The sequence below is a fragment of the Psychrobacillus sp. FSL H8-0487 genome, assembly GCF_038008385.1.
Taxonomy (GTDB): domain Bacteria; phylum Bacillota; class Bacilli; order Bacillales_A; family Planococcaceae; genus Psychrobacillus; species Psychrobacillus psychrotolerans.
The window spans coordinates 2,215,009-2,230,268 of the sequence record NZ_JBBOZA010000001.1; the positions used below are offsets into that span (position 1 = coordinate 2,215,009).

At 38.6% G+C, this 15,260-nt stretch carries 16 protein-coding genes; 2 read left to right on the plus strand and 14 right to left on the minus strand.

Features of this window, described 5'->3' with window-relative positions; genetic code table 11:
- The first annotated feature begins 29 nt into the window (after positions 1–29).
- Positions 30–536, plus strand: a complete 507-nt coding sequence (gene vrrA, locus MHI47_RS11320) for a VrrA/YqfQ family protein (protein WP_340762691.1) — start codon at positions 30–32, stop codon at positions 534–536.
- Between the two features lie 66 nt (positions 537–602).
- Positions 603–1,580 carry a 4-hydroxy-3-methylbut-2-enyl diphosphate reductase gene (locus tag MHI47_RS11325; RefSeq protein WP_093538373.1) on the plus strand — a complete coding sequence of 326 codons (978 nt, stop codon included), beginning with the start codon at positions 603–605 and terminating at the stop codon, positions 1,578–1,580.
- A gap of 43 nt (positions 1,581–1,623) precedes the next feature.
- Here the strand turns inward: MHI47_RS11325 and MHI47_RS11330 are convergent, their stop codons facing one another.
- From MHI47_RS11330 to MHI47_RS11395, 14 genes are all read right to left on the minus strand, one after another.
- Complete coding sequence (locus MHI47_RS11330; RefSeq protein ID WP_340830871.1) at positions 1,624–2,730, minus strand: Nif3-like dinuclear metal center hexameric protein; 1,107 nt, start codon at positions 2,728–2,730, stop codon at positions 1,624–1,626.
- 3 nt (positions 2,731–2,733) lie between these two features.
- Positions 2,734–3,423: a tRNA (adenine(22)-N(1))-methyltransferase gene (locus MHI47_RS11335; protein ID WP_340830873.1), complete on the minus strand. Its 690-nt coding sequence runs from the start codon at positions 3,421–3,423 to the stop codon at positions 2,734–2,736.
- 88 nt (positions 3,424–3,511) lie between these two features.
- The gene (gene cccA / locus MHI47_RS11340) at positions 3,512–3,880 is read right to left on the minus strand and encodes a cytochrome c550 (protein ID WP_093538370.1); all 369 of its coding nucleotides are present in this window, start codon (positions 3,878–3,880) and stop codon (positions 3,512–3,514) included.
- A gap of 150 nt (positions 3,881–4,030) precedes the next feature.
- Positions 4,031–5,170: an acyl-CoA dehydrogenase gene (locus MHI47_RS11345; RefSeq protein WP_340762696.1), complete on the minus strand. Its 1,140-nt coding sequence runs from the start codon at positions 5,168–5,170 to the stop codon at positions 4,031–4,033.
- A 374-nt stretch (positions 5,171–5,544) separates the two neighbouring features.
- Positions 5,545–6,393 carry an aspartate/glutamate racemase family protein gene (locus MHI47_RS11350; protein WP_340830874.1) on the minus strand — a complete coding sequence of 283 codons (849 nt, stop codon included), beginning with the start codon at positions 6,391–6,393 and terminating at the stop codon, positions 5,545–5,547.
- Positions 6,390–7,772, minus strand: coding sequence for an FAD-dependent oxidoreductase (locus MHI47_RS11355; protein WP_340830875.1), 1,383 nt, complete (start codon positions 7,770–7,772; stop codon positions 6,390–6,392). Before MHI47_RS11355 ends, MHI47_RS11350 begins: the two co-directional genes overlap by 4 nt.
- Before the next feature lie 4 nt (positions 7,773–7,776).
- On the minus strand, positions 7,777–8,220 hold the full coding sequence (locus MHI47_RS11360; RefSeq protein ID WP_175496326.1) for a GlcG/HbpS family heme-binding protein: 444 nt from the start codon (positions 8,218–8,220) through the stop codon (positions 7,777–7,779).
- Between the two features lie 23 nt (positions 8,221–8,243).
- Positions 8,244–8,978: an SDR family NAD(P)-dependent oxidoreductase gene (locus MHI47_RS11365; RefSeq protein WP_340830878.1), complete on the minus strand. Its 735-nt coding sequence runs from the start codon at positions 8,976–8,978 to the stop codon at positions 8,244–8,246.
- Positions 8,979–8,991: 13 nt separating this feature from the next.
- Positions 8,992–10,410 (minus strand): FAD-dependent oxidoreductase, encoded by a 1,419-nt coding sequence (locus MHI47_RS11370; RefSeq protein ID WP_340830879.1) that lies wholly within the window; start codon positions 10,408–10,410, stop codon positions 8,992–8,994.
- 15 nt (positions 10,411–10,425) lie between these two features.
- Positions 10,426–11,295 carry an isocitrate lyase/PEP mutase family protein gene (locus MHI47_RS11375; protein WP_340830880.1) on the minus strand — a complete coding sequence of 290 codons (870 nt, stop codon included), beginning with the start codon at positions 11,293–11,295 and terminating at the stop codon, positions 10,426–10,428.
- 14 nt (positions 11,296–11,309) lie between these two features.
- The gene (locus MHI47_RS11380; protein WP_340769579.1) at positions 11,310–12,098 is read right to left on the minus strand and encodes an FAD synthetase family protein; all 789 of its coding nucleotides are present in this window, start codon (positions 12,096–12,098) and stop codon (positions 11,310–11,312) included.
- A gap of 490 nt (positions 12,099–12,588) precedes the next feature.
- Positions 12,589–13,590 (minus strand): 4-hydroxy-2-oxovalerate aldolase, encoded by a 1,002-nt coding sequence (dmpG, locus tag MHI47_RS11385; protein WP_340830881.1) that lies wholly within the window; start codon positions 13,588–13,590, stop codon positions 12,589–12,591.
- Positions 13,587–14,471 (minus strand): acetaldehyde dehydrogenase (acetylating), encoded by an 885-nt coding sequence (locus tag MHI47_RS11390; RefSeq protein WP_340830882.1) that lies wholly within the window; start codon positions 14,469–14,471, stop codon positions 13,587–13,589. Before MHI47_RS11390 ends, dmpG begins: the two co-directional genes overlap by 4 nt.
- A gap of 13 nt (positions 14,472–14,484) precedes the next feature.
- On the minus strand, positions 14,485–15,255 hold the full coding sequence (locus MHI47_RS11395) for a 2-keto-4-pentenoate hydratase (protein WP_340830883.1): 771 nt from the start codon (positions 15,253–15,255) through the stop codon (positions 14,485–14,487).
- Between the last annotated feature and the right edge of the window lie 5 nt (positions 15,256–15,260).

Genomic DNA, 15,260 nt, shown 5'->3' on the forward strand with positions numbered 1-15,260 from the left:
GTCTTTGCTGTTCGAAAGGAGATGAAAAAATGCGTTACCAATCTTTTTATCCGTTTGCCCAAAATCAGGGAAATGACTTTTTTGGCATGTCTAATTCAAGTCCTCAGAATGTTCCAAATAATTCTTTTGATTTTTGGGGAGGGAATCAGGCTGCTCCCCCTCCACCACCACCAACTGCACCTGCAGGTCCGGCTACTAACTTTTTTAGTCAATTTCAGTCTGCTGCTCCAACAGGAGGCTTTCAACAAGGTCAACCAGTATCGAAAACTATGGGTTACCTACAAACAGCCGACAAATTCTTAAATACTGCCCAGCAGCTTACACCAATGGTTAGACAATTTGCTCCTATGATACAAAATGTACCGGCACTGTTAAAATTATACCGTGGTTTTCAATCTGTACCAGCTGCTACTACTGCCGTTACTGGTAATTTAGGTGCTGCTGCAGCTGCTTCAACAGCTGCGAGAGCAACTAGTACTGCTGCTTCTCTAACAAACGGAGCATCAATACCTAGAATTTTCCAGCCTCCAATTTAAAGTTTTGTAATCGTCTAGCCGCTCCGTTATAATATGAGTATGCTCGTATTGAAGGGAGTTACGTAAATGTTAGTTCAAAAAATTTCGCCTAGAGGATACTGCTATGGTGTAGTGGATGCAATGGTAATTGCTCGAAATGCTGCATTAGATACTTCTCTGCCAAGGCCAATATATATTTTGGGAATGATCGTCCACAACAAACATGTAACAGATGCATTTGAGATGGATGGCATAATTACGTTAGACGGAGAAAATCGCTTAGATATATTATCAAAAGTCGATACAGGTACGGTTATTTTTACCGCACATGGTGTTTCACCAGAAGTGAAAGAGTTAGCTCGTAAAAAGGGCCTTGTTTCAATAGATGCTACATGTCCAGATGTTACAGTTACGCATGATCTCATAAGAGAAAAAACAGCTGAAGGCTATGACATTATTTATATTGGTAAAAAAGGTCATCCAGAGCCAGAAGGTGCAATAGGTGTAGCTCCAGACAAGGTACATCTAGTTCAATCGTTAGAGGACATTGAGAATTTAACTATTAAGACCGATAAATTACTCGTTACCAATCAAACTACAATGTCTCAATGGGATGTTGTGGATTTAATGAAGAAATTAGAAGAGAAGTTCTCTCATATTGAAGTCCATAAAGAAATTTGTTTGGCTACTCAGGTTCGTCAAGAAGCGGTTGCTGAACAAGCTGGAGATGCGGAACTTTTAATAGTAGTTGGTGATCCTATGAGTAACAATTCTAATAGATTGACACAAGTTTCAGAGGAAATCGCTGGAACACCTTCTTACCGAATTGGCGACATTTCCGAACTACAATTGGAATGGTTGGATAATATTTCTCATGTTGCAGTGACAGCAGGTGCTTCCACACCTACTCCAATAGTAAAAGAAGTTATTCAATTCTTAGAAAAGTATGATCCAAACGACCCGGAAACTCACGATACAACGAAAAAAACAATACCATCCAAAATTCTACCTAAAATTAAAGTACCAAAACCAGTAGATCGAATTGAACCTTATCCAGTTAAATAAAAAAAGCTGCTCACTAGAGAGCAGCTTTTTTGTTTATATTCTATTAAATCAATTGAAAGGGTTCCGTTGAAATGTTGGATGGGATGAATTCAACAGCAAGTTTGTGTTGCATACAAACCTTAGTCATATACTCCGCAACACCAATTTTCATAATTTGTTCCACATGATGACCCGGATCTATAACTGCTAAACCTATAGCTTCTGCATCTTGTGCCACATGGAAATATAAATCACCTGTTACAAACACATCCGCTCCAGCTCTTTTAGCGGTCTGTATATATTTATTGCCATCTCCACCAAGAACAGCAACTTTCTTAACTTCCTTCGTCAAATTTCCTACCACTCGAACAAAAGGTACATTCAGTTGTTTTTTAACTAATTCTGCGTAGTCAGCTAATGTTTGGCTTTGCATTAGTGTTCCAATTCTCCCAAGACCTTTTTCATTGAGCAATATTAAGTCATAAGCAGGTTCTTCATATGGATGACTTGTCAGTAATGCTTTTAACACCTTACTTTTCATAGAGATAGGAAAAACAACCTCTATTTTATCTTCTTCTACTACTGCTAATTCATTCGCTTGTCCAATAAAAGGAGTTGCTAAGCCAGAGGGTTTGAACCTTCCTTCTCCTTCTGAAGTAAAGCTACAATCCATGTAATCTCCAATTTGACCAGCACCAGCAATTGCTAATGCTGTTCTAACTAGCTCTGTTGATTGCTTAGGAGTAAAGACCGCCAGCTTCATTAGTTGTTCAGAGCTAGTCTGCTCTAGAATATTTATGTTTTCTAGTTGCAAAGCAGTAGCAAGTAAATCATTTACCCCACCTGCAGCAATATCTAAATTCGTATGCGCAGCATATACAGCAATATCATGCTTTATCAATTTCTCTATTAACATGCCCTGAGGTAAATCTGTTCGCATATTTTTCAATCCGCGAAAAATAGGAGGATGATGAGCAATAATTAGCTCACAACCATTTACAATAGCTTCTTCTACTGTCTTTAAATTTACATCTAAAGTAACCAACACTTTAGTTATAGTTTTGTTAAGAGTCCCAATTTGAAGACCTACTGGATCTCCTTCAACTGCCAAAGACTTTGGTGCCCATTGTTCGAAAAGGGAAATAATATGTTGCCCATTTGTTTCCTTCATCGCTTATAAAGTCTCCTTTACTAAGGCAATTTTGTTTTCGAGTAATTGTTTCTTTTGCTGTACTTCAGTTCCTTGTAATTTGTTAAGCTCATCTACAATCCGTTGCCATTCATTTACCTCATTGGTCCATTTCTTTAGATATACAGGCGATTTGTCTTTACTCAAAATTGGTCCAACTAATAATTCCTTTTCCGAAAGTTTCATTTGCCCTTTTACTAATACAAGAATTTCATAAATTTTATCGTGTTCTTCTAAAATTACTTCCTGGTCTATCTTCCATTGTTCTTGAATAGCCCACTCTCGTATAGCTTTCGCATGAACATTTGGTTGTAAGATTAATGTATCCACAGTGGTAAGTTTTTCTCTTCCGGTTTCTAGGATAGAAGCTATAAGTGGACCACCCATTCCAGCTATAGTAACCGTTTGGACATTGTCGTTAGCCGTGATGACCTCTAAACCATTCCCGAAACGAACATCAATATTATTTTGAAGTCCTTCACTTATTACTTGTTTTTGAGCAGATTCAAATGGACCTTTGACTACTTCTCCGGCAATAGCTTTAGAAATGACACCTTCATGTACCAAAAAACATGGTAAATAAGCATGATCACTACCGATATCCGCCAAAGTAGTATTTTCTTTTACAAAGGTAGCGACTGTTCTCAGTCTAGTCGACAAATTTTTTGCATTCATTGTTTCAACACCTCTTCATTAACTATTATAGCAAAAAAGAAAAAAGACCTCGATTCTTTTACAGAATCAAAGGTCTTTTAGTTACATACTATTCTAAAGATTTAACCCATGCCGCCATAGCGTCAATGTTTTCTTCAGGTACTAATCCAGCTGGCATTGCACCTTTACCATTTGCTAAAACGTCTTTTACTTCGTCTTCAGACAATGCAGTTCCAACTAAAGCTGGACCCATGCCGCCTTCATAACTATTACCATGACAACCGATACATTTCCCTTGAGCTAAAGCTTCTGGATCAAATTCTCCAGCTGAAGCTTCTCCGCCTTCAGTTCCTTCTGCATGCTCTTCAGTTGCAGCAATTTCTTCTTTGTTTCCTACACCATCCATAGACAAGAAGAAAATTAAACCAATACCAAAAGCCATAATTAAGATAAATGGAATTATTGGATTTTTTTGCATAATTAACCCTCCCTTTTAATACAATCTTTTCTAATATAGAATTAGTCAACATTAATATTGTACTGCATTCTTAAGAAAACTAAAAGTCTTAGGAGAGAAGTTTTCTTAGATTGTGACATTTTAGACATAATCTTAGCTCATTTTCTACTATCAACACCCAATATGTCGAGCAATTACCATTCTTTGTACTTCAGAAGTTCCTTCACCAATTTCTAGTAATTTTGCATCTCGCATATAGCGCTCTACTTCGTACTCTTTCATATAGCCATATCCACCATGTATTTGAATAGCTTGATCCGCTACTTCCATTGCTATTTCGGATGCATATAGTTTACACATAGAAGCTTCTTTCCCAAAAGCACGTCCTTGATCTTTCAACCATGCCGCTTTATGGACCATTGTACGTGCTAGCTCAATTTTCATCGCCATATCTGCCAATTTAAATTGCGTTACCTGAAACTCGGAAAGTGTTTTTCCAAATTGCTTACGCTCTTTAGAATAACGTAGCGCTCTGTCGAAAGCTGCTTGTGCAATTCCAACTGCCATTGCTCCAATACCAATTCGGCCACCATCAAGAGTTACAAGGAATTGCTTGAATCCTTGCCCTTTCTCCCCTAGTAGGTTTTCCTTTGGTACTCTTACATTTTCCAATACTAGCTCAGTTGTATTAGATGCATTTAGACCCATCTTCTCGTAATTATCAATTACAGAGAAGCCTTCTGCATCCGTAGGCACAATTATTGCAGAAATTTCTTTTTTACCATCTTTGATATCCGTAATTGCTGTTAATGCTAGGTGTTTTGCATAGCTAGCATTCGTTATAAAAGCTTTGTTTCCATTAATAACATAATCATCGCCATCTTCTTTAGCCGTTGTCTGTGTACCGCCTGCATCTGATCCTGCATTAGGTTCCGTTAAACCAAAAGCCCCAAAGGATTCGCCTGTACATACTGGAACCAAATATTTTTGTTTTTGCTCTTCTGTACCAAATAGATTAAGTGGAGCTCCACCAAGCGATATATGTGCAGAATAAGTGATTCCTGTAGAAGCACATGCTCTACTCAACTCTTCTGTCACGATTGCAAAACTAACTGTATCAGCACCTGCTCCGCCATACTCTTCTGAAAACGGTAAGCCCATCATCCCCATGTCGGCTAACTGTTTAAAGATTTCTTTTGGAAAAGCTTTCGTCTTATCGCGCTCAATCGCTCCTGGCGCTACAACCTCATCCGAAAACTCACGAATAGTTTTGCGGATCATTTTATGCTCCTGTGTTAAATCAAAATTCATTTCATTCATCCCCTTTGTAAATAAAAACGCTTACATTTCTATTATACTAAAAATATAAGAAATTCAAAGATATATTATAATAAGGGGACGACAGCTATTTTTGATCAACACTTTTTTCTTAATAATTCCATGGTGTTTGCAGTCCAACCCATATGGCATACAGGTTAGGATTATTTTATAAAAAAAGCGAGAGTCTATTTTTTAGGAGGAACACTTACTAGAAATTATAATTTCTTCACTCTCTATTTTCACTTTTGAGTAAATCTATTAGTTAAACTCTCAGAAAAATTATATAAGTTCTACTTTAGTTCATCAATGTAGAAAACAAAAGCATCTTCCTACACATTTGGATGTGTAGAAAGATGCTCTCTTATTTATACTGAACTGGTTACTGAACGAATTGATAAACCAAAGTCCATATCAGCTGACACATCTGGTAGGTTATAATAACTGCGTATCTTTTCTAAAACTTCAGCAGGTGGTTTTTCATTGAAAAATCCTGTACGGGCCATGGACATTCCACTGATTTTATATAGATCTACCATCGTTTCACACATTTTAATACCTGCCCCAAAGGAATCTATTATCGGCACATTGTCCACATGATGAATACCAAAGTTTGCCAAGAAAATATTCATCGGCCCCTCACCAGGAATAATTACATCCGCACCTTGCGCTATAGCTTGTTGAGCAGCTATTGTAAACTTTTCGATAATCGGTTGTGGATTGTCAAAGCCCTCTAAAATATCATAGAAGCCAATATCCGCCTGGATGATCGGACCTACTTTTTCCCCCAAGCCGTATTGTTGAGCATTGAAACGTAACTGGTCAACAAGTGGAACTAGAAAATTCACAATACCAATCTTTGTTCCAAGCATCGACGCAATATGCATCGATGCTTGCCCGTAACCTATCACAGGAATATCAACAATTGATCGTGCTTCGATTAACCCTACGTCAGGAATCGTACCAATAAAAACGGCATCATAGCCAGCTTTTTCAGCTATCATTGCATTTCTAATGAATTGTTCCTTATGCAAACTTTGTAAATAATTGTACGTTATAAAATGTCCCGGATATTGCTGGGGATAAGTCTCTTTCGACATACCATGTAACACAACATCTACATCTGGACGTGCGATTTTAGATAAATGATTTACAACGGCATCTCGATAAACTGGAATGTCTTCAATGGATGTTAAACTTTGGTGCCAAATTTTCACACCAACGCCTCCTCTACATTCGATTGTTGGATTGCTTGTTTAGCAGCTATGCGACCAAATATTGCTGCCTTTCCGAGTGAACTACCCGTCATATATCCTGCACCATGGAAGCCCCCTACAACTTCGCCTGCCGCAAAAAGACCTGGAATACTTTCATTAAAGGGATTTAACACTTCTGCCTTTTCATTCACTGTTACACCCGCATATGTAGCTAGCATGGCCGTTGAGGTATTCATCGCATAAAAAGGAGCTGTTCTAATTTTTGTTGGTTTTCCAAATGTATGCGTAAGTGTTGTTCTACCCAATACGTCATTTCCTGTATCGACCGCTTCGTTATAACTGCTGATCGTTTGTTGTAACGATGAGGGTGGAACTCCAATTATTGTTGCTAATGCTTCGATAGATTCAGAACGTTCCATTAAACCTAGTTCTTCAAGTGATGCAAAATCATACAATGCATCTCCTTTTACACCTTTATCCATTACTGTTTGATCCCAAATTTGAAAAGTACTTTGATCCGACTGTTGTAATGCTGCATCTCCTAGTAATTTATAGGATATAGATTCATTTACAAAACGTTCGCCCTGCTCATTCACAATAACGCCTCCTTTATAAAAAGTATGAGCTTGGCGTTTATTGTCATTCGTAGAGCTAGGATGGAATCCGTATGTGCCTTTTAAATATGGAGTATCTCGTAACCATGCACCTTGTTCACATGCAAGCCTGATGCCGTCCCCTGTGTTTCCTACTCCACCCAAACGTATTGTATTAGTTAGCCCGGGAGCAAAGTGTTCAAGTAAGTCTTCACTACGGGAAAAACCACCTGAGGCGATAATAATACCTTTACGTGCTTCCACAACATATGAATGACCTCTATATGTTACATGGACTTGCTCAACACGCTCATTTCTTTTTTCTAGACGAGTAACTACAGCATCCGTATATATTTTTGCGCCATGTTCGATTGCTCTACTTTTTAACATATCAATTGCCTGATTGGGGACAATCGTATGCCCACGTGGGTTTGTATGGCCACTCACTGCTTGACAATCTATAAATTGTACACCTTGATTAACAAGCCAATTGTATGTTTCTAACTGGTGCTGTCCATATGTTTCAACGAGAGTACGATCATTTTTATACTGCCCAACTTGCAACATATCTTCTATTAAACTGTCTGCTGAATCAGTAATTCCATGTTGTTTTTGAAATTCTGTTCCTGCAAATGCCATAAAACAACCACTTAATAATGAACTACCACCAATTTGAGGTTGTTTTTCTAAAACTATCACACTCGCTCCCGCAGCAGCGGCTTCCACTGATGCGCAAAGACCGGCCATACCAGCGCCGATAATTACAATATCTACAACTGCTTTCATAGGCTTAAGCTTCCTTTGTTAATACCGCTAGAATCTCCAAGCCCGCTTCGCATACTTGCATGTCATGTGAATAGTGTCCACCACTTACTCCAATTCCACCGACACATTCACCGTTAATTAGAATTGGATAACCTCCACCAAATATAACTAGACGATTTGTATGCACGAGACCTGTTAATAAAGGTGGATCATCTTTTAAGCGGTCATACCATTCATGTGTTGCACGATTGTATGCTGCGGCTGAGAATGCTTTATTTTGAGCAATTTCTAGCGCTAAGACAGGTGCTCCATCCATTGCGTAAAATGCTTTTAAATTCCCTGCTTTATCTACAATTGAAATGGCAAATTTCATACCAAGTTCAATTCCTTTTTTCTCTGCAGCTTCTAGCATTTGTTTTGCCAAATTTAAAGTAATTGTTTGTTGTGTGAAAGTATATGTTTGTTCCATAATTCTCTATCCCCTTTAATTTATTATTTTGTAAGACCTACTGGCATTCCAGTTCCGAACGCTTCAATGGAAGCAGCGGTTATCGCTTTACTATGCGGTAATGCGATATTGACAATAACATTTGCCATATCAATAGGCTGTAACCATCCTGTTTTATCTAAATCGGGACCTAATTCATCCGTCATTCTCGTATCTACTGGCCCCGGACATACTGCATTAACGCGGATCCCATATGGTTTTAATTCTTCTCCTATTGCCTTTGAAAAACCAATAACTGCATGTTTTGATGAAATATAAGCACTACGATTTGGTCCACCTTTTGTTCCCCAAATAGATGAAATATTAATAATGGTTCCTTCTTGTTTAGCAATCATATCTGGCACAATTTGAGAACAGAAGTAATAAGGACCATTCACGTTAATATCATGTACACGCAACCATTCCTCTGTCGTTGTATCTACAAAAGGTAACATGCTCATTGTGCCAGCATTATTTATTAATATATCTACTGCCCCTAGTTCTTCTTTTACGAAGGCGCATGCTTTTTTAACTTGGGCTTCGTTCGTTACATCGCAGGGTACTGCAATTGCTCGAACTTTGTATTGCTTATTAATGACATCGACAACCTCTTGACACTCTTCTTCAAAAAGAGAACAGACCGCAATATGTGCTCCATGAGAAGCAAGTAACAAACATGTTTCTCGTCCAATACCTCGACCACCACCTGTAACAAGGGCCACTTTTCCATTCAATAGCATATTAATTCCCCCATTATAAATACGCTTTTTGTTGTGAAGTGATCAGGTTGACGGCATGTTCTCCTGCACGTTTTCCAAATACTAAACAACGTAATACTGATGTGCCTCCTGGATATTTCCCATAATAAAGCCCAGATGTTTCTCCTGCTGCATATAACCCCGGAATTGGATGATTGTCTCCTGATAAGACGCGACCATTTGTATCCGTTGCTAGCCCTCCATTTGTAAATACATTGCAACAAATAATCGGATATGCAATAAATGGACCTTTATTTATAGGAATGGACCAGTTCGATTTTGGCGGTGAGATCTCTGTCGCTGCTAATCCATCTTTTTGGTTAAATAAAAATTCCCCTGTTGGGCAAGCTTCATTAAATCCCTCTACCGTTTTAGATAATTTTTCTATTGGAATGTCTAACGCTTTTGCTAGTTCCTCAATTGTGTCTGCCACAATTGGAGGGACTTCTGTTTGCAATGCTTCTTCATGGCCAGGTATATCGTACATTTTTTGATCCGAAATCATATAAGCAATGTGACCCTCACATTCGTAGAAAATCTTACGAGCAACGGCTTCATATTGTTCATCAATCGTCGTTTCTCCTTCATCGACAAAACGCTCGCCTTGTTGGTTTACTAAAATACCATATGGGTACATCATGACCCCTGCTTCTTCCCTTTTACTACGAGGATCAACAGTTTCCGCATGGAAAGCATCAAATTGTCCTTGCCCTTTTGCACCAATTCGTAATGCCATACGAATGGCCTCACCTTTATTAAATAATCCACCTTCAGCAACGGTAGGAATTTTATGTGCATGACGACCAATATATTGTGCCATCATCTCATGACTTCCTTGAAAGCCTCCTGCTGCTAATATCACTGCATTAGTCGACAAGGTGAGTGTTTCTCCTTCTGCAATACGTACTTTAAGACCTTTTACATTGCCTGAATCGTCGATTACTAAATCCCATGCAGTCGTTTCATAGATAATTTCTACACCGAGGGCACGAGCACGAAGGCTAAGTGTATCAACAATAGCACGACCACCACCAACAGGTAACAAACGTGGTTTAGAAGCCGTTAAAAACATTGTAGGTAAGAAATCGAAATCTACACCTTTCGACTCTACCCAGCGCAATGTCGAACCTGCATTTTCATGTAATATTCGTATGTACTGCTCATCTGCGAAATAATCCGAAAACTTCAACATATCTTCTATGAAGTTTGGTGCAGGATTATCGATATTTTCCATTCGCATATAAGCAGCAGTCCAACGTGTATTCCCTCCACGTTCCTCAAAAGATGCCCGTTCTAAAATTGCAATTTTAATATCTAGATTTTGTGCTTTTGCTTCTTCTGCGGCTGCTAATGCAGCGGATGTCCCTGCAGCACCGCAACCTACAACAATAATATCGTAATCTACTTTTGTCATACGCTTCCTCACTTTCTACTTACCAGAATATTGAACCTCTAATTGTTGAATTTCCTTTAACTTAAATAGTTGTTGACGTTGTTCCCATGAGCAGATTAAATCATTCATATTTTTGGGGGACTCTTCTTGGTGTAATAATTTCATAGCTTCCACCGCTCCTTTTATTGCCCCACGTAAAGCTGTATTAGCACATAACATAATTTGGAAGCCCATTTCTTGTGCCTCTAGACGAGAAACAAGTGGCGTTTTACCACCCTCAACCAAATTAATAATATGTGGAATACCAGGGACTTCTTTTGGAATCCGTAAAAGTTGTTCCATGTCTGTCGGCGCTTCTACAAAAATAGCATGAGCTCCAGCTTCTTTGTAGGCATTCGCTCGCTCTAATGCTTCTTCAATTCCATATACTCCTACCGCATCGGTTCTGGCGATAATCGCTAATTTATCATCTATTCGTGCATCTAAAGCTGCTTTAATCTTGCCAACCATTTCTTCTTTAGAAATAACCGATTTCCCATTAAAGTGTCCGCATTTTTTGGGCATCACTTGATCCTCAATTTGAATAGCTGCCGCTCCGGCCCGTTCCAACATTTTTACTGTTCGTTGCATATTAATCGCATTACCAAAACCTGTATCTGCATCTACAACAATTGGAATATTCGTCACATCTGCCATCCATGAAACTACTTGGGCGATTTCCGTTGCAGTAGTCAAACCAACATCCGCCCAACCAAGTTGCGCATTAGAAATGCCTGCACCTGTTGCATAGATTGCTGGAAATCCCGTTTCTTCGATAATACGTGCCGTCATGCCGTCAAAAGCTCCTGGTAGTATAAACGTACTTGGATTTTTCAATAATTGTTGAAATTGCTCTGTCTTTTTCAATTGCTTCCCACCCTTTAATTTACTAATTCCTTCATGTAATAAGGATCAGCTTCATAAAATACTATTTTGACTTTGTCACTACTTTGAATATTGACCCCTCTAATGAAATGCTCATCCATCACTTCAATAACGTTTGAATATATATGTTGTGTAGTATGAATTTCTACATTGTAATGTCCTCGTTTTGGAAGTGTAAAATAAGGCTCAATGCCCTCTTGTAAGTCGTATTGAATTGAATATGGTCGGCCACATAGTGCATAAATTTTTTCAACATGACCAGCTTTTAATAAGTTACGACAAAGAGTCGAACTAATTTTTTCACCAGCCATTTCGACTTTTGGAGCAATCACTACTTGGATTTGTTGCTGACTTTGTTCAGCAATCATATGCACTTGTCCTTCACCTTTAAAACCGTATTTATAATCAAAACCAGCGACAGCAACTTTAACACCAAGCTTCATAAGATATTGTTCAACAAATGTCTGAGGGGCTAAAGAGGCAAATTCTTTTGTAAAATGAACGATATAAAGTAAGTCGACGCCCAACTTCTTTAATTGATGGGTTTTTTCTTCTATGGGCATTAAATAATCCACATTGCTATTCGTTATAACCGTTTTTGGGTGAGGAAAAAAACTCATCACAGCCAGTGGCAACTGTTTTTTACATGCGTGTTGTTTGGCAATTTGAATAACGGTTTGATGGCCTTTATGGAGTCCATCAAAAAAACCGAGTGCCATCACGCTCTGTTCACTTTTCCGTTGTACAGCCTCTAAATTTTCTGCATCAATTAAAATGACTTTCATGATGAAGCCCCTCCTATTTTCATGTGCTACACACAAAATTGATAGCGTTTACATTTTCATGTTACTGATGGATCTTTTCCAGCTTCTTAATGCAATTCGTAAATGATGGTTTAAGCATATAAAATAAAGTAATGTTCAACTAGAATAGTTTTTTACGATAATCAATTTATTTTCCGTTATATTTTAACGGATTTTAGGTTTAGTGGGTTAGAGGTAGGGGGTTTTAAGTATGTATTTATAACTAATTGTGCCACCTTTTAACTTCATAAGAAAAACCGAGCAAAAAAACGCCCAGTCCTTTAAAAACAAACACGTTGGTATGCCGTTGATTTCCGCTCCGAGCGGAAAGCGTCCGACTGAAACCAAAATCAGTAGTATTATTCATTCTTTAAAGTTTTGTAAAACCAATGTTCATGGCACATTTTTATATACTTCTTATCTATTAAAAAGCTGTACAGATGAGTGTTCCTCTGCACAGCTTCTTGGTTTGTTATATTGTAGCTCTTATGGATTGTGCAACTTCATAAATCATATCTTCTTGCCCGCCTACCGTTTTTCGGCGACCAAGCTCTACTAAAATGTCTCGCTCATCTACTCCAAACTGCTTTGCGGCTTTTTCAGTATGAAGTAAGAAACTAGAATACACACCAGCATATCCCATCATTAAACTAGACCCACTAATTTCTTGAGGACGTAGCATCATAGGTGCCATGACATCATTAGCAACATCTATAATGTCATATAAATGAACGCCGGTGGCAATATTTAAACGATCTAATACAGCAATGATAGCTTCCGTTTGCGTGTTTCCACTCCCTGCTCCTAGTGCACGTAAAGAACCGTCAATATATGTAGCACCAGCTTCTATGGCCGCTAATGTATTAGCCATCGCTAGCGACAGATTATTATGGGCATGAAAACCAATCTCACAACTAACATGCTCTTTTAAAGCCCGAATCCGCTCTGTTACTTCATGAGGCAATAAATAGCCTGCTGAATCAGTTACATATACGATTTCAGCGCCGTAACTTTCAAATAATTTCGCTTGTTCTACAATCACTTTAGTATCTGCCATATGTGCCATCATTAAAAAGCCTGCTGTTTTCAGACCAAGCTCTCGACTTAGATTAATATGTTGAGCAGCTACATCAGCTTCTGTTACATGTGTCGCCACACGTGCCATTTTAGCACCTACACTTACAGCATTTTGCAAATCACCTTTAACACCAATACCTGGGATTAATAAAACAGCAACTTTTGAAACACTACATTCATCCACTGCTGCCTCAATTAGTTTTAATTCATCCACTGCTGATAGACCGTATTGTAAGCTGGAACCCCCTAAACCATCTCCATGAGAAACTTCAAAGTATTCTATACCCGCCTTATTCAAACCACGAGCAACTGATCGAACTTGCGCTTCTGTATACGAATGTTGCATCGAATGACTACCATCACGTAAAGTAACGTCTAATACATGCACATCTCTCATACACGAATCCCTCCATTTACATGGTTTTTAGCTATCTCATTTGCAACCCGCGCAGCCGCTGCAGTCATAATATCTAAGTTACCAGAGTACTTTGGAAAGAAGTCACCCGCTCCTTCAACTTCTACAAAAATGGATACTTTTTTTCCATCAAAAATGGGTTCGCCTCTTAAACGATAACCCGGAACATATGATTGGACCTCTTTAACCATTTCTTTAACGGACTCAATAATTTCTTGTTCCTTACCTTCTTCGGCTAATAACGCATGCACCGTATCACGCATAATAATAGGTGGTTCTGCTGGATTTAAAATAATGATGGCTTTCCCTTTTCTCGCTCCACCAACTACCTCGATTGCCCGTGCAGTTGTATGGGTAAACTCATCAATATTTGCACGTGTTCCAGGACCTGCACTTTTACTCGCTACAGTTGCTATAATTTCTGCATAGTCAACTTGGGTAATACGATTAATGGCATAAACCATCGGTATTGTAGCTTGTCCACCACATGTCACCATGTTGACATTATCTACTTCAATATGTTGCGTTAAATTTACTGATGGCACAGTAAATGGACCAATCGCAGCAGGGGTTAAATCAATCATCCTTTTTCCAGCTGCTTTGACTACTGCATAGTTTGCCTCATGTGCATATGCACTTGTCGCGTCAAATACAATATCAACTAATTCCATTTGATCACGCAAGCCTTCAATACCATTTTCAATAGTTGTATATCCGCGCTCTTTTGCTCTGCGCAACCCTTCAGAAGCTGAATCGATACCAATCATCACTGACATTTGTAAATAATCACAGCGCTCAACCTTATACATTAAATCCGTACCAATATTACCTGAACCGATAATTCCTACTTTTAATTTTGACATAATGTCACCTCTTTTATGAAAATGCGACACGGACAGTGCCGTACGTTCCGAAATCTGCTTCAAAAGTATCACCTGCTTCAAACGTTACCGCTGCCGTAATGGCTCCCGCTAAAATGAATTGTCCTGCTTTTAATGTAATATCATAATCGCTTAACATATTCGCAAGCCACGCAACAGCTTTTGCTGGATTCCCCATTACTGCACTACTTATACCTTTGTCAAATACTTCACCGTTACGCTTTGCAACCAATTCAATTGTCTCCAACCCTTGTAAATCCACTGCTGTACGCATTTTACCAATAACTGCTCCTGCAGAAGATCCATTATCAGCGACAGTATCTTGAAATTGAAATTGCCAATTTTCTATTCGACTATCAATAATCTCAATTGCGGGTGCAATAGCCTCTGTCGCAGCTATAACATCTTGTTCTGACACATTTGGTCCTTTTAAATCTGCTTTTAAGAAAAAGGCTAGTTCGAATTCAACTTTAGGTTGCAAAAATTGTTGAATATTAATCGGTTCTTCTTCGGTGTACACCATCGTATTTAAAATATGCCCAAAATCAGGCGTCGTCACCTTAAACATATCTTGCATTACTTTACTTGTTAACCCAATCTTCATGCCCACAACTTCGGCTCCTGCTTCTGTTTTATCTTGAATTTGAAGAAGCTGAATACGATAAGCATCGTCAACTGAAATATCAGTTGACGATGTAAATGGGGCAATCGGATGCTTATTCATTTCAGCTAATCTTAATAATTGTGCTCCTTGCTGAATATCCACCGATG